Source organism: Campylobacter concisus (assembly GCF_003048445.1).
In the GTDB taxonomy this organism is placed as follows: Bacteria; Campylobacterota; Campylobacteria; order Campylobacterales; family Campylobacteraceae; genus Campylobacter_A; species Campylobacter_A concisus_BF.
Genome location: NZ_PIQW01000007.1, coordinates 94,398 through 115,521, shown reverse-complemented (window position 1 = coordinate 115,521; position 21,124 = coordinate 94,398). Strand labels below are relative to the sequence as shown.

The window sequence follows — 21,124 nt, the reverse complement described above, 5'->3', positions numbered from 1 at the left end:
AAAATTTAAGATTTTCTAAAATCTTTTTAAAAATATTTTTTGTTTTAAGAAATATTTTTGCAACTTTTTATGAAATTTATAGTAAAATCCATCTCAAAACTATTAAAAAGGAGTTGATATGAAGTTAGGAACTTATACTGCAAACCAGGCTTCAGGAAACTATTATTTAGATCAAGCTAAAAATAGCGAGAAAAAGGCGCTAAACGCCATCTCTGCAAATAGTGAGATCAAAGCATCAGGTGCAAATTTGCAAATCGCAGAGAGCTTACTTTCACAAACAAATGTCTTAAATGAGGGCATGGCAAATGCAAACGATATGATCGGTATGCTTCAGATCGCCGACTCAACGCTTTTAAATTTAAGTGAGAGTGCGGATAAGATCGGCGAGCTATCAAGCAAGCTTTCAAACCCAGCTCTTTCAGCTAACGAGCAAAAGGGCATAAAAGGCGAGATAAATGCGCTTAAAAATGCGATGAGCGACAGTGTAAAAGAGGCTAAATTTAACGGCAAAAACGTTTTTGACGCCGAGCTTGGCTTTTTCACAGGTGAGGGCACAAAAAATATAAATTTAAGCACAAATGCTCTTTTAAATGTTAAAGAGGATGGCTCAAATTCTGGCGATATCTTGAAAAACATAAATTCACTTCGCTCAGAGATCGGCTCGACACAAAATGCTGTATTTAAGGGCATGAATGCTCTAGCTGCTAGAAGCGTAGCAAATGCTAATAGCGTAGAGAACCTTGATAGCAGCGACATCGCAAAGAGCTTGGAAGAAAATTTACAAGCAAATTTAAAGCTACATGCTGCCTCTTTGGCTAAAGCTCACGATACTACTAGCTTGGCTGCAAAACTAGATAAACTTCTAGGAGAATAAATTTTTACCGGTCTTGTGCCGGTAAAACTCTCTTTTTGTGCTTTACTTTTTGATTTTAGAATATATTTGCAAACCAAAAATTTGATATTTCTCGTTTGAAATTTTATAACAAGTGTGCCTCTTTTGCTCTATTGCTATATCAAGTGTACCCTCAAAACGAAGGTTAGATTAATTATACTTTAAGATGAGAGCTATATGCAATGTTTAAAACAATTTTTGAGTATGGATGCTATAAATTTTTCAAAGAGAAAGTCCTTTAAATGGTATAGACGCTAATAATTTACCAAAAGAAAAGCCGTTAAAGCAAGAGTATATGCACTAAAGTAGGGCAAAACTCTATTACAAAAACATTAAATTTTTTGCTTATCTCTTTTGATGCTTTGGTTGCGAAAATAACTTGATTTTAGATTGGAGTATAAATTTAGAATTAAAAGAGTTTAGATACAGATGCCCAAAGGGTAGGGCTTGTTAGCCCTCGATGTAGTTTTTGAGTTTTCTACCAACTTTTGGGTGTTTTAGTTTCTTGATAGCTGAGCTTTCTATCTGGCGGACGCGTTCACGAGTGACATTTAGCGCCTTGCCGATCTCTTCAAGTGTGCGGTCACTCTCATCTTCAAGCAGACCAAATCTCATCGAAATAACCGCTTTTTCGCGCTCATTTAGCTGTGAAAGCACATCGTCGATCTGCTCTCTAAGGTCACTTTTTAAAATTTGATCTATCGGTGATAGTGAAGTTTTGTCTTCAACAAAATCACCAAATTTACCGTCTTCTTCGTTTGCGATCGGAGCTTCAAGGCTGATAGGCTCTTTTGTGATCTTGATCACCTGTTTTACTTTATCAACGCTTAGTCCGACCTCTTTTGCGATGACGCTTACGTCAGGCTCTTTTCCCTCTTCTTGGAGGTATTTTCGGTTGATTTTATTGATACGGTTTATCGTCTCTATCATGTGGATAGGTATCCTAATCGTCCTTGCCTGATCGGCGATCGCGCGCGAGATAGCCTGGCGTATCCACCATGTTGCGTATGTTGAAAATTTATAGCCTTTTCTATATTCAAATTTATCAACCGCTTTCATAAGACCGATGTTGCCCTCTTGGATGAGATCAAGAAATGGCAAGCCCCTGTTTGTATAGCGTTTTGCGATACTTACGACTAGACGGAGGTTTGACTTAGCCATTCTAGCTTTTGCTTCGTCTGAAATTTTCTTTCCGCGTTTGATCTGCTCTAAAATCTCTTTTAGTCTTGCTGGCTCAAGGTCAAAGCCTTGTTTGCTAGCCTCTTTTGTCGTAAAAAGCTTTTTGATCTCGACGTATGTCGATACCATCGTAGCCTCTGGCACGCGAGCTGCGATCTCTTCTTTGCTAAGTTTGATGATATCTTTTAGTATGCTTTTGTGATTTTTCTTTAGCTCGTCACTAAACATCGGTAAGCGATACTCTAAGCGTTTTAGCTCTCTGTCAAATTCATCGTCGCTTTTCAGAGCTGTCTCCATTGATTTTACGATCTCGCTGATTAGCTTACTTGTTGGGCCAAGGTCCATCAGCTTCTCTTTTAAAATTTTCTTTTTAAACGCAAGCGTCATCTTTGAAGCTGTGTCGTCACTTTCTACCTTATCTTGCTTGTTTGCGGTCTTTAGCCACTCTTTTTTAGCCTTTTCAAGGGCTTTAAAGCTCTCTATAACTTTTTCTGCGCGTTTGTCGTTTTTGGCTGATTTTTTAGGAGTTTCGTTCTCTTCGTTCTCCTCATCCTCTTCGTCTATATCCTCTTCGCCATCTTCATTTTCGTTTTCGCTCTCGTCTTCAAAGCTTTTAAAAAGCTCTTTTACACGGCGCTCTCTGTTAATAAGCGGCTCTTTGTAATCAAGTATGAAATCGATCAAAAACGGCACCGAGCAAAATGCATCGATGATGATATCTTCGCCAAGCTCGATCCTCTTGCTGATCTCCACCTCTTCTTCTTTTGTAAGAAGCGCGATCTGACCCATCTCTCTTAGATACATCCTTACTGGACTATCTGATCTTGACCACTCTAAAAGGTCGCTTTCGCCTGAAAGATCGAGATCTTCGTCGATATCTTGATCGCTTTTTTGAGCATTTTCTTGACGTTTTTTAGCGTCAGCTAAATTTCTAAGCTTTGCAGCCTCAGCAGATGTGATGAGCTGGACTTTGTTTGTTTTTGCGAGTTGTTCTATCTTCTTTACTACCGTAGCCGTCGGAGCTTTGTCTAATAATTTTACTAATTTTTCGTATGTCAAAAAGCCTTTTGCATTTTCAACAAAAAGCTCTTCTATCTGAGAAAAAGAGTCTTTTGCGGCGCTCATAAATTTCCTTTCAAATCGTATCATTGTGATTTAAGTGTTGGTTAAAAGAAAGTGGATTATACCCAAAATTTTTAAAAAGTGTATAAAAAGAAAGTTGGAACGATGATTGCTTAGTAATTCTAAAAAATCAAATTTTGATTAGGAAAATTTATGCAAAATGGTTATTATCAAGCCACTGCTGGCATGGTAACGCAGTTTAACAGACTAAATGTCATCTCAAACAACCTTGCAAATGTAAATACGATCGGCTACAAACGAAACGACGTAGTCATCGGCGATTTTGCGAGAATTTTTAAAGAGACGCAAGATGAGCTCCCGCTTAAAAATCACACAAAAGACGGAGCTAAATTTCTAAATAGAACGCTTGATCGTGTGCCACAAGTGAGCGAAGAATACACCGACTTTAGCGCTGGCGGCTTTAAATACAGCTCAAACACACTTGACTTTGCGATAAAAAGAGACGATGCCTTTTTCTTAGTCGATACTCCAAATGGCGTAAAACTTAGCAAAAATGGCTCTTTTAGTCTTGACGGCGACGGCTACATCGTCACAAAAGAGGGCTACAGGGTGCTACCAAGTGGCTATGAAGCGCAAAATCCTGGTCAAAGAGGCATCCAAGTGCCACAAGGCGAGGTCTTAACCTCTGATAAAAATGGAAATTTATACTCAAATAACAATCAATTTTCTAAATTTTACATCGCTCAGCCAAGAGAGATAAGAGATCTAAAAAAAGTCGGAGACAATCTCTTTGAGAGTAGAAATTTTGACGACATAACCGAGCTTGACGAGGCTGATAGCGTGATGCAAGGCTACGCTCAGATGTCAAATGTAAATCCAGTCTTAGAAATGGTGGGTCTAATAGAAACCCAACGCTTAGTTGATATGTATCAAAAGGTTATGACAAGCCACATGACTGACCTTAACCAAGATGCTGTTCAAAAACTAGCCCTAAAAGCTTAATAAAAGGATAAAACTATGATGAGATCACTTTACACTGCGGCCACTGGCATGATCGCCGAGCAGACGCAGATAGACGTAACCTCACACAACATTGCAAACGTAAATACCTATGGATATAAGAAAAATAGGGCTGAATTTGCCGATCTTATGTATCAAGTCATGGAGTACGCAGGCACGGCTACGAGCCAGACTACCACAAGCCCGACAGGCATCGAAGTAGGTCTTGGCGTGCGCCCAACAGCAATAAATAAAATTTTCTCTCAGGGCTACTTTAAAGAGACTAGCAACAACCTAGATATGGTCATAGCTGGCAACGGCTTTTTTCAAATTCAGCTCCCTGACGGCACGACGGCTTATACTAGAAACGGCGCATTTAAGCTTGATGCAAACGGCACGATCGTAAATAGCGACGGCTACCAGCTCATCCCTCAGATCACAGTCCCTGCAAATGCGACGCAAATTTCAATAGGCACAGACGGCACCGTCTCAGTGCTTCAGGCTGGCGAAACAGACATGGCTCAGATAGGTCAGATCGAGCTAGCAAATTTCATAAACCCAGCCGGCCTTCACTCAATGGGCGATAATAACTACCTCCAAACAAGTGCTAGTGGCGACGTGGTGGTAGGTGTGGCTGGCCTTGACGGACTTGGCACCATTAGACAAGGCTTTGTCGAGATGAGTAACGTTCAGCTTGTTGAAGAGATGACTGATCTTATCACAGGTCAGCGCGCATACGAGGCAAACTCAAAGGCGATAACTACGAGTGACTCGATGTTAGAGATAGTAAATGGACTTAAAAGGTAGGTGATATGGACGCGACTTTGGCTATTGTTGGACTTATACTCATTGCTTTTACGCTTGATGTTTTTTACTTTTCGGACAGGACCCCAAAGGGCAAGGGTCCAAAAAGTCAGGTGCATTAAATTTATAGAGCATTGTAAATTTGGCAGTCTTCGTCGTTGCCTAGCTCGCAGGACTTGCCAAAGTATTTTTTAGCTAAATTTTTATCTCCTTTTGCTTCAAAATAGATAACCCCAAGGTTATGGCAAGCATCTGCAAAGCCCATTTCGCAAGCTTTTATGAAGAGTTTGCTAGCTCTTTTTTGATCTTTTTCTACATATTTTCCGCTATGAAGCATCATGCCAAGGCTATTGCAGCCAGCAGCATGACCCAGATCGCAGCTTTTTTCAAAGAGCTCTTTTGCCTTTTTGGCATCTTGCTCTACGCCATTTCCGTCATAGTATAAAAGCCCAAGTCCGTAGTATCCGTCGCCATCTTTTAGCTCGCAAGCTCTTAAAAATAGCTCTTTTGACTTTTGATAGTTTTTATCTAGCGTATAGACAAAGCCAAGCCTTGCGCAGCCAAAGCCGTCATTTAGCTCGCAGCCTTTTTGGTAAAATTTGGCTGCATTTTTGTTATTTACATCTTTTATATAGTCCATGTCGTAGAGTACGCCTACACTACTGCAAGCACTTGCGTGTTTTAGCTCGCAAGCTTTTTTGTAAAACTCGCCCGCTTTTTGGTAGTTTTTGCTCTCTTGATAGATAGCTCCAAGCTCGTAGCAGCTTGCGGTATCAGCCTTTTCGCACTTTGTCTCAAGCGATTTTTGGTCTAAATTTGCACTCCACAAAAGAGCCGCAGAAGATAAAAGTAAAACGATCTTTTTCATTGCCTGCCTTTTTAAAAATTTAAATAAGTTTAGATAAAAAGCTTTAAATTTATAGTAAACATATTTCTCATTATCGTTTATGGTTAAATTTGAGTTATAAGATCGCTACAGCTTTTTATTCTTTAATTTTAAAGCTAAACATCCTTCAATCGTAGGTGGCTTATGTACGTTGCCAAAAAACCTGCAAACCATAAAATCAAAATCGTAAAATCCCAAAGTGCAGAAATTCAACTCTTTTAAATATATTTTTAGCCTTTTTTGGTATTTTTAGTTAGTAAATTTTACAAGGAGAAATAATGAAAATAAACAAAATTTTATTTTTAGTCGCCCTATTTTTGGGATTTGGCGTGGCAAACGCACAAGACAGCTTTCAGCATATCAGAAACGCTACCGCAAAGATAAACTACGCGGGAGTGAACTTTTTGCTCGACCCGTATCTTGCACCAAAGGGTAAATATCCTGGCTTTGAGGGGACGCTAAACTCACACCTTAGAAATCCTTTGATAGAACTTCCTATGGATGCAAAAGAGGTGTATAAGGGCGTCGATGCGATCATCGTTACGCACACGCATCCTGATCACTGGGATGAGGTCGCGGCTGAAATTTTACCTAAAAATATCGTTATCTTTGCTCAGCATAACGATGATGCGGCGCTAATCAAAAAGCAAGGCTTTAAAGACGTAAGAGTGCTAGACGAATCGGCTGAATTTAAAGGAGTGAAACTATATAAAGCAGGCGGCGCTCACGGCACAGCAGAGATGTATGAAAACAAGCAGTTTGCTGCTATTTCGGGCGATGCGATGGGCGTCGTGTTTGAGGCAAAGGGGCACAAAACGCTTTACGTCATGGGCGATACACTTTGGACTGCGGACGTAAATAAGGCTCTAAACAAATTTAATCCTAGTGTGGTCGTGATGAATACGGGCGACGCTCGCGTGCTAGCATTTCCTGACAACGGTATCATAATGGGCAAAGCCGACGTAGCTCACGCTGCAAAAGTGCTTAATGGCGCGACTATCATTGCAGTGCATATGGACGCCGTAAATCACACAAGTGTAAGCCGTAAGGATCTTCGTGAATTTGTTAAAAAAGAAGGTATAGAGAGCAAGATCACTATCCCAAATGACGGCGAGATCATCAAATTTTAATCTCAAATTTTACCCTACAAGGCTAGAATTTCTAGCCCTTATCTTAAAATTTTTAAATTTTTGCTAACATTTCGGCTTTTTTATGAAGGTAAAATTTGACATTTAACTACGTTTTTAAACTATCTATTCCTATCTTTATGGGCTATTTCCCGCTTGGTGTCGCCTTTGGCGTGCTGGCAAAAAGCATGGGCGTTAGCGCATTTATCGCTGTGGCGCTTAGTACGCTAGCATACGGCGGCGCAGCGCAGTTTATGATGCTCTCGCTCTTTAGCGTGGGCACGAGCTACGTTGAGGTATTTATCGTGAGCTATCTTGTAAATTTGCGCCACACTTTTTATGGGATTTCACTTTTAAAAGAGTATAGCGGGATCAAATTTAAGCTCTTAAACATCGCTTTGCTAACAGATGAGACCTTTGCGATATTTAAAAATTTGGGGCTAAAAGAGGCTAGTGATCGAAGCTTTGTCTTTACCTGGCTAAATGTGCTTTCTTGGTCATACTGGGCGGCTGGGACGCTTCTTGGAGCGATACTTGGTGACTTTATCAAGGCCGATACAAGGGGGCTTGAGTTTAGCTTAACAGCGCTTTTTATAGTGGTCGTCATCGAGATGTTTAAAAATGATAAAAACTACCGCGTGCTCTTTGCGGCGGTCTTTTTTGGCGTGCTTGGAGTGAGCCTCTTTCCAGCTAAATTTGTGCTTGTTGGCTCGATGGCGCTTTGTTTTGTATTTTTGCTTTTGTTTAAGGATAAAATTTGATAAGTGTAAGCTCAAGCGAGATGGTGCTTTTTGTGGCGGTGCTTTTAAGCGCCTTGGCTACTTTTATAACGAGGGCAACGCCGTTTTATGCGTTAAGAAACTATAAGCCAAACCCTTATTTAGACGCCATTGAAAAGCACATGGGTATGATGATAATGGTCGTTTTGGTCTGCTACGGGCTAAAAGATACGAAATTTAGCGAGTTTCCATACGGCTTAAGCGAGATAGTGGCGGTTTTTACGGCTGTTTTGGTGCATTTGAAATTCAAAAATGCCCTTCTTAGCATAGTCGTTTCAACTGGAATTTATATGCTTTTGATAAGAATTTTTTAAATAAATATAAATTTTGAAAATTAATAAATTTTTTAAATAAAGGACGTTATAATGCTCTAGCAAATTTCAATGCAAAGGAGCTAAAATGCGTTTAATCTTTAAGGCGGTGTTACTCATGATTTTAGGTGCTACTTTAGCGGTTGCTAAGCCAACCATCTACATCCTAGCTACTGGTGGAACGATAGCAGGAAGCGGCTCAGGTTCGCTTGACTCAAGCTATACTTCTGGAACTGTTACGGTCGATAAACTTATCGCAGCCGTGCCAGATATCAACAAGATTGCTACCATAAAAGGTGAGCAAATTTCAAATATCGGCTCACAAGATATGAACAACGAAGTTTGGCTTAAGCTTGCAAATAGAATAAATGAACTTCTAAATAGCGGCAAAGCTGATGGTATCGTCGTTACTCACGGCACAGACACTATGGAGGAGACAGCTTACTTCTTAAATTTAGTCGTTAAAAGCGACAAGCCAGTCGTGCTTGTAGGTGCGATGAGAAATAGCGGCTCACTAAGTGCTGATGGCCCACTAAATTTATTTAACGCTGTAAATGTAGCTATCAGCAAAGATAGCGTAGGCAAGGGCGTTGTAGTTGTTATGAATGATGAAATTCACGCGGCTCGTGAGGTGACAAAAACTAACACAACAGGCGTTGATACATTTAAATCACCAAACAGCGGCAAGATCGGCACAGTCTTTTATGGCAACGTAAAATACTATATGAATCCGCTCAGAAAACACACAGCAAGCTCAGCATTTGACCTAACTGGCGTAAAAGAGCTTCCAAGAGTTGATATCATCTACTCTCACGCAAATGACAATCCTGACTTTGTAAATGTAGCTGTTAAAAACGGCGCAAAAGGTATAGTTAGCGCTGGTCTTGGCAATGGCAACCCTTATTTTAGCGTGTTAGAGGCTCTTGGCGAGGCTTCAAAAGCTGGCGTAGTGGTAGTTCGTGACTCACGCGTGGGAAGTGGCGAGACAACTATGAACGGCGAAGTCGATGACGCAAAATACGGCTTTTTAACAAGCGACAATCTCAACGCTCAAAAAGCTAGGGTGCTTTTGATGCTTGCTCTTACAAAAACAAGCGACAAAGCTAAAATTCAAGAGTATTTCTTAACTCACTAAGCTTAAATTCTCGTGGCGGAACTATTAAATTTATAGCTCCGCCCTCTCTTTTTTTAAATTCACATTAAATTTAAGGCTCTAAAATGGGTATTAGCGCGCACTACTACGCCTACTCGCAAGATGATATAGAAAAGATCAAAAATGGCGACGTCGGCGAGCTTTTGGACGAATACGATATGGACAAGATGTGGGACGCGATGTGTAAGATGCTAACTGGCACAAATTTTCAGGAGAGGCTTAAGGCTGGCGATATTTTTAGCTCAAAAGAACCTTTTAGTTGGGCTATTTTTGGGCGTAGTGCGCTAAACGAAGAGCTAAGTGAGATGATCTCTTATGCTAACGCTTCGGATGTAAAAGAGGTGGCTGAGATGTTGAAAAATGTTGATATCAACGCACTTTTAGCAAAGATAAATTTGAAAGAATTTGCTAGTTCAAAGACATATCCTGATATTTTTGGGTGCGAGAGCGAATTTGAAGAAATAAAAGAAAAGCTAAAAGAGCATTTTGCCGGGCTTTTAAATTTTTATCAAAAAGCCGCGAGTAATGGGCTTGGCGTGCTGATAGTAATAGCCTAAATTTCTAAATTTATAAATTTTTTAGTGGGGCTATTTTGTGGTTTAAATTTAGCTAGCTTTGAAGGCAAATAAATTTATAGAGTGCCTTTATATCAAAAGCTAAATTTGCCATATAGGCTGTGAAATACACACAAAATCGCCCTTGTTTTTGCGCTAAATTTATTAAATTTATATTCCTAGCACCAAAAGCCAAATTTCTCACGTCCAAAAGCAGGCTAAATTTGCCAATAAAGCGCTCTTTTATCATAAATTTATAGATTTTGATTTAGCATTTCACTAAATTTTTAAGGCGCTTCATGAATTTCTTGCTCTTTTTTGTCACGATTTTCCCGATCTCCATGATGCCAGGTATCAACATGACCTATGCCATGAGCGTTGGCATGAGCCTTGGCTACAAACACTCGTTTTTCGTGATGGCTGGGCAGCTTTTAGCGATCGCTTTTGTCTCGTTTAGCTGCATGCTTGGCGTGGGAGTGGTGCTACATCATTTTGAGTACGCATTTAAGGCGCTAAATATCATCGCAGGCCTTTATATGCTCTATCTTGGCGTGATGCTCTTTTTTGGCAAGGGCGAGCTTAGCATCACAAATGTCTCAAATTTGCCAAGCAAAAAGCAGATGTTTATAAACGGCCTCATCGTTAGCGTCTCAAACCCAAAGGCGTGGATATTTTTCTCAGCCTTGCTGCCTACATTTTTGGACAAAGACGCCCCATTTAGTCTCACTCGCATGTGCGTTATCACCGTAACGCTAGTTTTCATCGAGTTTTGTGCGCTAAATATCTATGCACTTGGCGGAGCTATGCTAAAGAAATTTTTACAAACGCACCTAAGACTACTTGAAATTTGCACTGCCATCATCGTCTGCACGATCGGCGTGCTTTTACTATTTAGATAAAGGAGAATTTATGAGTTTGACATTTAGTGTAAAAAACAAAAAGAAGCTGCTTGGCGGATATGCAAGGGCGCTTAGTGAGCGTGAAATTTCGGCTCTTGTTGAGGGGCTTTTCTTTTTTAACAGCGCGCAAGAGGAGCCAAGCGCAAATGAGCTTGGCGCTGACGTGATGATAGCAGGCGTGTGGCAAAAGAGCGTTCGTGGCTTTGAGCTAAACTACGAAGATGGCGAGTATATCGTGCGTGTTTATACTCCAAGTGGCGTCGGCGACTGGCAGATCGCACTTGAGCTACTCTCAAAGCTCTCGGCCCAAACTGGCTCAAAAATAGAGTGCGACAACGAAAAAATTTATGATAGCGAGCAAATTTTAAAATTTGACTACGAGGCTGACATCATGTGGGGGCTTGAAGCGTTAAAAGATATAAAAGAGAAAAATCAAACGCTTTACATCTCTGGCGTGGAGCGAGACGTGGCGTTTGACGCGGTTATGGTAGATGAAATTTTTGCTAGTGCCAGCCCTGCGGCTAAATTTGATGAGATGATGAGACAGGTGCAGTATCTTGACGCATACAGCGCAAAAGAGCACCTCTATCAAGACAAAGACGGCAACGAAATCTTTGGCGCATATACGCTTAGTGAAAATTTACCGACCATCTTGCCTTATGCTCCATCTCCGTCGTGGCAGGCACAAGAGGCGCTTGGGGATCGCAAGGTCTCACGCTGGGTGCTTACGCTAGTTGTGGGCGTGGATGATAGTGACGCGCACGTGTTTGATGAGTGTGAGTATGGAGCTTTCATGGCAAATTTACCAAAAGAAAAATACCACTTCATCGACGCTGCAAACGTGCTTGTTGAGCCACTCAGTGAAGATGAGATGAGAGAGATTTTACAAAGGGCAAAGGCTTAAATTTAGGGCTTTTAGGCGCACTAAATTTGGCTTTTTGATTATTTATTTAGCTTCTTTTGGTTAAAATCAGCCCAAATTTACAAAACTAAAGGTTAAAAATGAAACAAGGCAAAGTTTGGAAATTTGGCGATAACATCGACACTGACATTATCATCGCCGCAAGATATTTAAACACTTCAGATGAAAAAGAACTAGCAAAACATATCATGGAAGACGCTGATCCTAAATTTAGCTCAAAAATAGCAAAAGGCGACATCATCGTAGCTGGCGAAAATTTTGGCTGCGGCAGCTCAAGAGAGCACGCCCCATTAGCGCTAAAAGAGGCTGGCATAGCAGCTGTTGTGGCTAAGAGCTTTGCGAGGATTTTTTACAGAAATAGCTTTAACACAGGGCTTTTGATACTTGAGATAAAAGAGAGTGATGAGATAAACGAGGGCGATACGTTAAAGATCGACGTAGATAACGGCGTCATCATAAATGAAAGCACAAAAAAAGAGTATAAATTTAACGCTATCCCGCCATTTATGCAAGAGCTTTTAAACGCTGGCGGCCTTATTGAGTACGCAAAAGCGAAGATGAACTAAGGGGCGGCGATGAAAAACTATAAAATTTGCGTTATAAAAGGCGATGGCATCGGCCCTGAGATCATCGACGAGGCGATAAAGGTTTTAGACGTCGTAAGTGCTGAGTTTGGTATCAAATTTGAGTATGATTACAAGCTCATGGGTGGCGCAGCCTACGACGTTTTTGGCGAGCCACTGCCAGATGAGACGCTAAGCTCAGCACTTAGTAGCGACGCTGTGCTTTTTGGAGCGATCGGCGGCGAGAAATGGGACAGCCTGCCAAGACACCTAAGACCAGAGAGCGGGCTTTTAAAGATCAGAAAAGAGCTAGAAGCTTATGCAAATTTACGCCCAGCCATCATCTTTGACGAGCTAGTGGATGCTAGCACGCTAAAGCCAGAGGTACTAAAGAGCGTTGATTTTGTCGTGGTTCGTGAGCTAACTGGTGGGCTTTATTTTGGACAGCCACGTGAAAAAGGCGAAGATAGAGCGTTTAATACGATGGTTTATTCTAAATTTGAGATCGAGCGCATCGCAAAGATCGCCTTTGAGACGGCTATGCTTCGCAAGAAAAAGGTCTGCATGGTCGATAAGGCAAATGTCCTTGAGACAAGCCAGCTTTGGCGCGAGGTGACTAGCGAGGTGGCAAAAGGCTATCCTGAAGTAGAGCTTAGTTTTATGTATGTCGATAACGCAGCGATGCAGCTAGTAAGAGCGCCAGCAAATTTTGACGTCATACTTACTGAAAATTTATTTGGCGACATCTTAAGCGACGAAGCGAGCATGGTTTGTGGCTCGATAGGACTTTTACCAAGTGCTAGTATGGGCGGTAAAGTTGGAATTTATGAGCCTATCCACGGTTCAGCGCCAGACATCGCAGGGCAGGGCGTAGCAAATCCAATCGCGACTATTTTAAGTGCAGCGATGATGCTAAGATACGCATTTGGCGAGAGCGAGGCAGCGGACGCGATAGAAAGTGCCGTAAAAACAGCGCTTGCAAAGGGATATAGAACAAAAGATATCGCCGCTTTTAACGCAGTTGAGGTTTGCTCAACAAGCGAGATAGGCGATGTGATAGCAGGATTTATCAAAAAATGAAAAACACAATCACTGAAGCACTGATCTACGAGGCTCAAGGGCTAAAAGATGACGCGCTTGAAATTTACAAGAACATCTTAAAACAAGACCCATCAAATAAGGACGCCCTTAGCGCGATAAACCGACTTAGCGGACTTCGCAAGGAGCGCGTGATAAAAAATGAGCAGATGAAAGAGTTTTTTATCAGGATGAAAAGTGACGAAGAGATAAATGAATTTAAAAGGTGGTTGATAAGATTATGAAGCTTGATGATATCGCTAGGATGGCTATTAGTGAGGTTAGTGCCGAGCTTGAAAAGATAGAGGCACTGCAAAACAAAAAGCAAGAAGAGCTCGAAAGGGAGAATCTAAAAAAAGAGCTTTTGGCAATAGAATCTGAAGAAGAGCATGCGCTTGAAGAGCCAAAAGTAGAGGCAAGCGTGCTAAGCGTGTCAAGTGTGCAAAGCGAGCCAGAGCCAAAGGCGGCACAAATTTCACCAAAGAGCAGGGAGATAAGCGAGGAGGAAATTTTCTTAGCAAACCTTGCTGAACGCATCGAGGTGCTTTTTGAAGGGCTTAAGCAAACTAGCGAGCAAGATCTTAGCCAAAGGCTCGAGCTAACGACTAAATTTTTAGAATTTACCCTTGCAAACATCGAAAATAGACTCCAAAATCTCTCAAAATAATAAATTTGAGGTAAAAACTGGGACAGAAATTTACAAAAATAGCGAACTAGACTTTTTTAGATCGCTATTTGCCCCATTTAGCAAGCGTGTATATCTAGTCGGCGGCTGCGTAAGAGACGCGCTTTTGGGGCGAGAAATTTATGACTATGACATCGAAGTTTATGACATAGAGCCTCTTAAATTTGATGGGCTAATGACTAGCATAAAAGCTAGCGGTGTTGGCAAAAGCTACTTCATCTACAAATACAAAAACTACGATCTTGGCTTGCCACGAAGCGAGAGCAAGACCGGAAATTCGCACAAAGACTTTGCTGTAAGCTACATAAACGATCCTAGCCTTGCAAGTCTTAGGCGTGATTTTACAGTAAATGCCATGATGATGAACATCTTTAACGGTGAAATTTTAGACTTTCATGGCGGCAAAAAGGACCTTGAGAGCAAGACGCTAAGGCACATCGATGGTGAGAAATTTAAAGAAGATCCGCTAAGGGTGCTACGTGGCGTGCAGTTTAGCGCGAGACTTGATTTTAGCATAGATGATGAGACGCTAGAGCTTATGAAAACGCTTGATCTAGCGCATCTAAGCAAGGATAGGATAAATACCGAGCTTATTAAATTTTTTCGCTCAGAGCATCTTGAAAAAGGGGCGTTTTATCTTTTTAAACTTTCACTTTTTGAGCAAATTTTTGGCGTGCAAATTTGTGAAAATGATCAGTTCTTAGCTGAGCTAAAGAGCGCCAGAAATTTCGTAAATGATGAGCGGCTATTTTTATATATGCTTTTTGGCAAATTTGAGCTTGATGCAAAGGAAATTTTAGAAAAAATGCGCCTGCCAAAGAGCTACTTTTCTATCTTAAAAGAGCCATTTTTTAATGCTATGCCAAGCGATAGCGAGCTACTACAAATCGCTCTAAATATGCCTGTAAAATCGTGGCTTGGAGCTTATAATAAAGAGCGCATAGAACGTGCAAAAGAGCTTGGGGTCTATGAGAGTAAATTTGAGCCAAAGATAGATGTGAGAGAGATCTTGGCGGCTGGCTTTAAAAACGAGATGATAGCAGCTGAGATAAAACGCAGACAGGAGCTTGAAATTTCAAACTATCTAGCCAAGCGCAAATTTAGAAAATCTTAATCTTTAAAACTCTTAAAAGCCCATTTTGGCTAAAATGAGCCAGTTTATAACACTTTTTAAGGCAAGAAAAACTTATGTTTAACATAGTCCTAGTCCATCCTCAGATACCGCAAAACACCGGAGCTATCGGCAGAATGTGTGTAAATGCAAATTTAAAGCTGCACATCGTTAAGCCAACTGTCTTTGATCTGAGCGAAAAGGCTGTTAGACGTGCTGGGCTTGATTATTGGAAAATTTTAGATCCAAAAATTTGGGAGAGCCTAGATGAGTTTTTGGAGGCAAATTTAAGCCACAAAGAGCGATTTTTCTTTGCTACGACTAAGACAAACAGACTTTACTACGACGCTAAATTTGAGCCAGGAGATTTTATATTTTTTGGTGGAGAGAGCACTGGGCTGCCAAGAGAATTTATGGATATAAATTTTAAAAATGCCATAACGATCCCGATGGGAAAAGAGGGCAGGAGCTTAAATTTAGCCATGAGTGCTGGTATCATCGCGTATGAGGCGATCAGACAAAACATCTCTAAATTTGACTTTAGGAGCGAGGTTTGAGAGCGCTCTTTGCACTAGTCTTTGCCGTTTTGATGGCGTTTGCAAGCGAGATAAGCATCGCAACTTATAACGTGCAAAATTTATTTGACTGCAAGGACGATGGCAGCGAATATCCTGACTTTAAATCTAGCACTTCAAAGTGGGACTGCGAGGCGGCTAGCTCAAAACTAAAAAGAACAAGGCAGGTCATAGACGCTATAAATACCGACATCATCGCACTTGAAGAGGTTGAAAACGAGCAGATTTTAAAGGCTTTGGTTGATGGCAGTGAGTATAAATTTATAGCCTTTAGCAAGGCAAAAAACTCTCCAGTTGGGCTAGCTCTCATATCAAAGATAAAGCCAGGTGGCAGTGAAATTTTTGAAGTGCCAAATGTAAAAACTAGAAACATTTTAAAGGTCGTTTTTGAGGTGGAGGGTAAGAAATTTAGCGTTTTTGTTAATCATTTCCCAGCTTACAAAAACGGCATAAATATGCAAAAAAAGGCCGAAAGAACGCTAAGAGCTGCTCTAGGTAACGAGCAAAATGTCATAGTTTTGGGCGATTTTAACTCACCTTATGGGCAAAAATCCATCTTAAATGATATCATCGCAACTCGTGGATTTTATGATCTTTATAGCTTTTTAGCCCCAAAAGATAGATACTCTCATGCAGTCCATGGCAAAAAGCGAGCCATTGACCACGTTTTGCTCTCGCCTAGCTTTATGGCAAATGGCGATCTAAGCTACATTGATGGCAGTTTTGAAGTCTTTAAGCCAAGCTTTGTGCTTGATGAGCATGGCTTTGCAAAGAGTGATCTTTACTCAGACCACTTTGCGCTTAAATTTAAAATCTCAACCAAATCAAGTCCTGCTAAATCAAATGAAAATTTAAAAAAAGAAGCTAAAAAAGCAGATGATCAAAACTATAAAAAAGCTGACATAGAGACGCTTTTTGAACATCCTGAGGATGTGCCAGCGCTAGTTGAAAAAGCTGTTGTCATCTTAAAAGATAAGCATGGCTTTATCATCTCAAAAAATCGCCGTGGAATTTACGTTTTTGATCCTAAAAATAGCGTCGGCGTGGGCGATGAGCTTGACATCTTGGTCAGGCGAGTGAAATTTTACAAAGAGGCGCTTGAAGTAAGCTCTTATGAGATCATAAATGAGCATGGCACAAAAGATGTAAGCGAAAATTTACTTGATAGCTCAAAGCTAAATATTGCAAGAAGTGGCGATGTGATCGCTAAAATTTCAGGCAGGCTAGAGAGTGGCTACTTGCATACACCGCATGGCAAGATTAGAGTTTATAGCAAAAAAAGGCTAAAAGATGGCGAGTATAGCTTTGAGCTAGCGAGGGTGAAAATTTATAAAAACGAAAAAGAGATCGTTGTGGAGTAGATGGTGCAAATTTTAGATATTTTTATGATCGCAGCGTTTGTTTTATTTGTGATATTTATGATAAGAGGCGTCATTTTGCAGGCGCAAGAGAAGGAGAAAGCAAGAGAGATGATAAGAGAAAAAAGAGAAAATTTTAATAAAAAGAGTGAGATATGAAAGAGTTGTTACTAGAGATCGGAGTCGAGGAGCTTCCAGCGATACCATTTTTAAGGGAGCTGCCAAACATCAATGCTAAATGGCAGGCTGTGCTTGAAAAATACAACATCAAAAGCGAGTTTAAATTTTACTACACGCCGCGTCGTTTGGTCTTTTTCCATGAGAAATTCCCGCAGGCTCAGCCAGATAGCGTGGCTAGTTTTGTTGGCGCACCAAAGCAAATAGCGCTAAAAGACGGAGCTTTTACAAAGGCTGCTCTTAGCTTTGCAAATAAATGTGGCATAGATGAGAGCGAGCTTAAATTTAAAGAGATAGACGGCAAAGAGGTGCTTTACTACGAAAAAGAGGTAAAGGGCGAACCAGTCGCTAAGATAATGGGCGATATGGTTGAGGAGTTTTTAAAGAGTCTAAATTTTGGCAAGTCTATGCGCTGGGGCAATGGCGAGTTTGAGTTTATCCGACCGATAAGATCGTTTTTGTGTTTGCTCGGCGATGAGGTCATTAAATTTAATAAATTTGGCGTAGAGAGCAGTAACTCTACATATCCTCACAGAAGCGTTAGCTACGACAAGATAAAAATTTCAAATATAAAAGAGTATTTTGATGGCTCAAAGAGCCGTGGTGTCGTGCTTGAAGCGGACGAGAGAGAAAAGATAATCCTTGATGAGTTTGAAAAGATCAGCCAAAAAAGTGGGCTAAAGATCGAGATCGATAAAGACTTGCTGGCTGAAGTCGTGGCGATCACTGAGTATCCAACAGCGCTTCTTGGCTCGTTTGAAGAGGAGTTTTTGGAGGTGCCAAGCGAGGTCATCATCACTTCTATGAAAGAAAATCAGCGCTACTTCCCAGTTTTTAAGGACGGCAAGCTCGCAAATGGCTTCGTTGTCGTTAGCAACGCCATCACAAAAGATTACTCGCTCATCATCAAGGGCAACGAAAAGGTGCTAAGAGCAAGGCTGAGCGACGCGATGTTCTTTTGGCAAAGCGACCTTAAGGCAGAATTTAGCCCAGAGAAACTAAAAAATATAACCTACCTAAAAGAGCTTGGAAGTATCTATGAAAAAGAGCTTAGAGAGCTAAAAGTGGCTAAAAAACTTGCTAGCAACTATGGTGAGCTACTTAAAAAAGAAGCTGGCGAGTACGCGGCCAAGCTAGAGCGAGCTGTGATGCTAAGCAAGGCTGATCTTACAACGCAGATGGTTTATGAATTTACCGAGCTTCAAGGCATCATGGGCGCTTACTACGCAAAGGCTAAAAATGAGGATGAAAACGTCGTTTTAGCCATAAAAGAGCAGTATCTGCCAGATGGCGAGGAGGCGCAGTGCCCAAGCAAGGTCTTTAGCTCGGTTGTGGCACTTTCAAATAAGCTTGATACGCTAATGGGGCTCTTTAGCATCGGCAAAATCCCAAGCGGCACGAAAGATCCATACGCTCTAAGACGCGCGGCAAATGGCGTTATAAAGATCGTTTTGGCGCATAATTTGAAATTTAACGTAAAAGAAATTTTAGAAGATATCGCAAAAGATTATAAGAAATTTGACGTTGAAGTACTTATAAATTTCATCCTTGATAGGCTCTACACCTTCTTTGACGCAAACGCTTCTATCGTAAAAGCGTGCATAAAAAGCGGCGAAAAGGACATCTTGGAGCTAACTAAGATGATAGAGGCACTTGCTAAAATTTCAAGTGAGCCAAATTTTAGGGAGAATTTCTCGACATTTAAGCGCCTTGCAAACATTATAAAAGATGATAAATTTAGCAAGGTCGATGAGAGCCTCTTTGAGATAGATGCTGAAAAGGCCTTAAATGACGCATTTAAGGCGGTTGATAAGAGCCTAGCATACGAGCCAAGGCTAAAAGCGCTATTTGCTCTAAAACCGCAGATAGATGAGTTTTTTGACAAAGTTATGATAAACGTTGAAAATGAGAAGGTGCGAAATAACCGCGTCGCGATCATCGGTCAAATTTATAGCGAGATACTAAAAGTAGCCGATATAAAAGAGATCAGCTTTTAAATTTGCGCCAGCTTCGGGCTTTGCCTAGGCTGGCTTTAAATTTTTACTCCCTAAAGATATCAAATTCTGGCTCGTAAGCCTTAGTTTTTACCCCAAAATATCCAAGAACTGAGCTAAAGACAAAATCATGAGAAAGACTTTCGTCTTTTCTAGCTTTTAGCCTTTTTAAGAGCTCGCTATCGCTTGAAAAGACGATGGCTGGGATGTGTTTTTGCTCATCTGGAGCGATGGAGTAAGGCAGGCCATGTAAATATATGCCATTTTCGCCTAGACTCTCTCCGTGATCTGAGAAAAAGAACATGACAACCTCAAATTTATCTTTTCTTGCTTCAAGAGCGTTTATCAGCTCGCTTTGCAGATAGTCCTCATATAAAATAGTGTTGTCATAGGTGTTTGCTATCTCATCTGGCGTGCATTTGTTTAGCTCGGCAGTGTCGCATGTTGGGGTAAATTCTTTAAATTTGCTTGGATAGCCTTTGTAGTAGATAGGTCCATGTGAGCCTTGCAAATGTAGCACGATAAATGTAGTGGAATTTGCATCTTTTATGACCTTTTTTGCCTCATCAAATATCACTTCATCAAAGCCAGCTGCTCTGTGCTCTGAGGTGTGGTTTTGATCAAGATTGTCACAAACGCCCTTGCAGCCGCCACTATTGTTGCCAAAAAAGTATGTTTTTATGCCAAGTTTATTGATGATATCAACTAAATTTTCACGAGCTTTAGCTTCGCGGTTGCTAAAATTTTCTCGCTTTAAGTCTGAAAATAGGCAAGGCACACTAGTTTCTGTCGCAGTCCCACATGAGTAAAAATTTGTAAAACTTACCACATCTTTTTGCTTGGTGAATTTGTTTGTATCGTTTTTAGCGTAGCCATTTAGCGAGTAGTTTTTGCTCCTTTGCGTCTCTCCAACTATCAAAACTAAAATTTTCTTTTTATCGTTAGTAAGCGTTGCGTCATCTGCCACGTAGGTAAAAGGGAGTGGTTTTTGAAGCAAAATTTGAGCCAGCTTTATGGCAGAATATACTGGATAAGATGGAAGTAAGACTGTCTTTAAGTAAATGTGTTCTCTAAAAAATGGTATGAAAATTTTTGAAGTTAGTGAAAAAATAATAGCGATAGTAACGATCGAAAAAGCGATAATCTTTAATCTAATTTTTAGACTATTTTTAAAGCTACCATAATTGATTTTTACGAAAACAACATAAATGCATGGCAAAATAGTTGCAAAGACAAACCATAATACTAAATTTATGCTTAAATAACTAAAAGCTTCTTTGTTATCAGTATGAAGGACGTTTAGTAACATCTCTTTGTTTATGATAACGCCGTAATTTGACATAAAATAAGAACAAATCGAGCTAACAATAATTACAAAAATAGCAAAGGGTTTTAATAAATAAGGCAGAAATACAATGCAAAATACGCTTGCAAAAAGTGACGCAAGAAATATGCACATAATTGCGAAAAATAAGGTAGAAAAAGAAAGCGAGTTTGTTTCTAAAAATCCTAAAAAAACGCCTTTATATAAAAATATATGATTTACAAAAAGCATATATATTATAAATAAAGTTAAAAATTTAAAAAAACTTACTTCTCCAAATTTATTGATATTAATCATTTAAAGATTCCTTTCACTTAAAGCATTTTTTTAAAAATTTAAATTTTTAAACTAAATCTATTTTTTCTTTTTCTTATTTTTTAGCTTTTTGCTTTTTGACTTCTTTTCAGGCTCAGCCTTTTTCGCCTTTTGGCTATCTTTTACGCTAAGTTTTTCTTTGACCTTTTGCATGTCGTTAAAGCCGATGCCTTGAACCTTCTCAAGCTCTTCGACACTTGTAAATTTATGAGCTTTTCTATATTTTATGACATTTAGTGCCTGGCTTTTGTTTAGCCCAAGACTCATTAGCTCACTCTTACTAGCTGTGTTTAGATCAGCGCCGTATGCAAGGCTTGCAAGCGCTAGGCAAAGTAAAATTTTTAATTTTTTCATCTT

The 21,124-nt window shown here is 40.3% G+C and carries 23 protein-coding genes; 19 read left to right on the top strand and 4 right to left on the bottom strand.

From position 1 onward, the window contains the following. Positions 1-118 precede the first annotated feature (118 nt). Positions 119-874 (top strand): flagellin, encoded by a 756-nt coding sequence (locus CVT14_RS05745; RefSeq protein WP_021089544.1) that lies wholly within the window; start codon positions 119-121, stop codon positions 872-874. Between the two features lie 468 nt (positions 875-1,342). On the opposite strand, the gene rpoD is transcribed toward CVT14_RS05745, so the two are convergent. Next, on the bottom strand, positions 1,343-3,196 hold the full coding sequence (gene rpoD, locus CVT14_RS05740; RefSeq protein WP_087580910.1) for an RNA polymerase sigma factor RpoD: 1,854 nt from the start codon (positions 3,194-3,196) through the stop codon (positions 1,343-1,345). 150 nt (positions 3,197-3,346) lie between these two features. Between rpoD and CVT14_RS05735 the strand changes: the two genes are divergently transcribed. Together CVT14_RS05735 and flgG are read left to right on the top strand one after the other, a co-directional pair. Continuing rightward, positions 3,347-4,156 (top strand): flagellar hook-basal body protein, encoded by an 810-nt coding sequence (locus CVT14_RS05735; RefSeq protein ID WP_103573002.1) that lies wholly within the window; start codon positions 3,347-3,349, stop codon positions 4,154-4,156. 15 nt (positions 4,157-4,171) lie between these two features. After that, positions 4,172-4,960: a flagellar basal-body rod protein FlgG gene (flgG, locus tag CVT14_RS05730; RefSeq protein ID WP_002942100.1), complete on the top strand. Its 789-nt coding sequence runs from the start codon at positions 4,172-4,174 to the stop codon at positions 4,958-4,960. 121 nt (positions 4,961-5,081) lie between these two features. Here flgG and CVT14_RS05720 read toward each other — a convergent pair whose 3' ends face one another. After that, positions 5,082-5,825 carry a tetratricopeptide repeat protein gene (locus tag CVT14_RS05720; protein WP_107849914.1) on the bottom strand — a complete coding sequence of 248 codons (744 nt, stop codon included), beginning with the start codon at positions 5,823-5,825 and terminating at the stop codon, positions 5,082-5,084. A 296-nt stretch (positions 5,826-6,121) separates the two neighbouring features. Here CVT14_RS05720 and CVT14_RS05715 point away from each other — a divergent pair, with 296 nt between their 5' ends. From CVT14_RS05715 to glyS, 16 genes are all read left to right on the top strand, one after another. Further along, a complete protein-coding gene (locus tag CVT14_RS05715) occupies positions 6,122-6,973 on the top strand; it encodes an MBL fold metallo-hydrolase (RefSeq protein ID WP_087582419.1) in 852 nt (283 codons plus the stop codon). Between the two features lie 95 nt (positions 6,974-7,068). Next, on the top strand, positions 7,069-7,731 hold the full coding sequence (locus tag CVT14_RS05710; protein ID WP_107849913.1) for an AzlC family ABC transporter permease: 663 nt from the start codon (positions 7,069-7,071) through the stop codon (positions 7,729-7,731). Beyond that, positions 7,728-8,063 carry a branched-chain amino acid transporter permease gene (locus CVT14_RS05705; protein ID WP_002942137.1) on the top strand — a complete coding sequence of 112 codons (336 nt, stop codon included), beginning with the start codon at positions 7,728-7,730 and terminating at the stop codon, positions 8,061-8,063. The genes CVT14_RS05710 and CVT14_RS05705 overlap by 4 nt, the downstream gene beginning before the upstream one ends. Positions 8,064-8,148: 85 nt before the next feature. Continuing rightward, positions 8,149-9,195, top strand: a complete 1,047-nt coding sequence (locus tag CVT14_RS05700) for a type II asparaginase (protein ID WP_107849912.1) — start codon at positions 8,149-8,151, stop codon at positions 9,193-9,195. Positions 9,196-9,278: 83 nt separating this feature from the next. Further along, a complete protein-coding gene (locus CVT14_RS05695; RefSeq protein WP_107849911.1) occupies positions 9,279-9,770 on the top strand; it encodes a DUF1877 family protein in 492 nt (163 codons plus the stop codon). Positions 9,771-10,066: 296 nt separating this feature from the next. Further along, the gene (locus CVT14_RS05685) at positions 10,067-10,666 is read left to right on the top strand and encodes a LysE family translocator (RefSeq protein WP_107849909.1); all 600 of its coding nucleotides are present in this window, start codon (positions 10,067-10,069) and stop codon (positions 10,664-10,666) included. Between the two features lie 10 nt (positions 10,667-10,676). After that, positions 10,677-11,570: a DUF4299 family protein gene (locus tag CVT14_RS05680; protein ID WP_107849908.1), complete on the top strand. Its 894-nt coding sequence runs from the start codon at positions 10,677-10,679 to the stop codon at positions 11,568-11,570. A gap of 98 nt (positions 11,571-11,668) precedes the next feature. Beyond that, on the top strand, positions 11,669-12,154 hold the full coding sequence (locus CVT14_RS05675; RefSeq protein ID WP_107849907.1) for a 3-isopropylmalate dehydratase small subunit: 486 nt from the start codon (positions 11,669-11,671) through the stop codon (positions 12,152-12,154). A 9-nt stretch (positions 12,155-12,163) separates the two neighbouring features. After that, positions 12,164-13,231: a 3-isopropylmalate dehydrogenase gene (leuB, locus tag CVT14_RS05670; protein ID WP_107849906.1), complete on the top strand. Its 1,068-nt coding sequence runs from the start codon at positions 12,164-12,166 to the stop codon at positions 13,229-13,231. Next, positions 13,228-13,473 (top strand): hypothetical protein, encoded by a 246-nt coding sequence (locus CVT14_RS05665; RefSeq protein WP_002941772.1) that lies wholly within the window; start codon positions 13,228-13,230, stop codon positions 13,471-13,473. Before leuB ends, CVT14_RS05665 begins: the two co-directional genes overlap by 4 nt. Then, on the top strand, positions 13,455-13,895 hold the full coding sequence (locus CVT14_RS05660; protein ID WP_199907325.1) for a CiaD-like domain-containing protein: 441 nt from the start codon (positions 13,455-13,457) through the stop codon (positions 13,893-13,895). Before CVT14_RS05665 ends, CVT14_RS05660 begins: the two co-directional genes overlap by 19 nt. Then, a complete protein-coding gene (locus CVT14_RS05655; RefSeq protein ID WP_107849904.1) occupies positions 13,855-15,027 on the top strand; it encodes a CCA tRNA nucleotidyltransferase in 1,173 nt (390 codons plus the stop codon). The genes CVT14_RS05660 and CVT14_RS05655 overlap by 41 nt, the downstream gene beginning before the upstream one ends. Positions 15,028-15,101: 74 nt before the next feature. Next, positions 15,102-15,581 (top strand): tRNA (cytidine(34)-2'-O)-methyltransferase, encoded by a 480-nt coding sequence (locus CVT14_RS05650; protein ID WP_012139996.1) that lies wholly within the window; start codon positions 15,102-15,104, stop codon positions 15,579-15,581. Continuing rightward, positions 15,578-16,960, top strand: a complete 1,383-nt coding sequence (locus CVT14_RS05645; protein WP_107849903.1) for an endonuclease/exonuclease/phosphatase family protein — start codon at positions 15,578-15,580, stop codon at positions 16,958-16,960. The genes CVT14_RS05650 and CVT14_RS05645 overlap by 4 nt, the downstream gene beginning before the upstream one ends. Before the next feature lie 3 nt (positions 16,961-16,963). Beyond that, positions 16,964-17,116 (top strand): hypothetical protein, encoded by a 153-nt coding sequence (locus tag CVT14_RS10730; RefSeq protein WP_162141910.1) that lies wholly within the window; start codon positions 16,964-16,966, stop codon positions 17,114-17,116. Then, on the top strand, positions 17,113-19,131 hold the full coding sequence (gene glyS / locus CVT14_RS05640) for a glycine--tRNA ligase subunit beta (RefSeq protein ID WP_107849902.1): 2,019 nt from the start codon (positions 17,113-17,115) through the stop codon (positions 19,129-19,131). Before CVT14_RS10730 ends, glyS begins: the two co-directional genes overlap by 4 nt. A gap of 43 nt (positions 19,132-19,174) precedes the next feature. On the opposite strand, the gene CVT14_RS05635 is transcribed toward glyS, so the two are convergent. Together CVT14_RS05635 and CVT14_RS05630 are read right to left on the bottom strand one after the other, a co-directional pair. Continuing rightward, positions 19,175-20,749: a phosphoethanolamine transferase gene (locus CVT14_RS05635; RefSeq protein WP_107849901.1), complete on the bottom strand. Its 1,575-nt coding sequence runs from the start codon at positions 20,747-20,749 to the stop codon at positions 19,175-19,177. A 57-nt stretch (positions 20,750-20,806) separates the two neighbouring features. Continuing rightward, positions 20,807-21,121, bottom strand: a complete 315-nt coding sequence (locus CVT14_RS05630) for a helix-hairpin-helix domain-containing protein (protein WP_107849900.1) — start codon at positions 21,119-21,121, stop codon at positions 20,807-20,809. Positions 21,122-21,124: the final 3 nt, after the last annotated feature.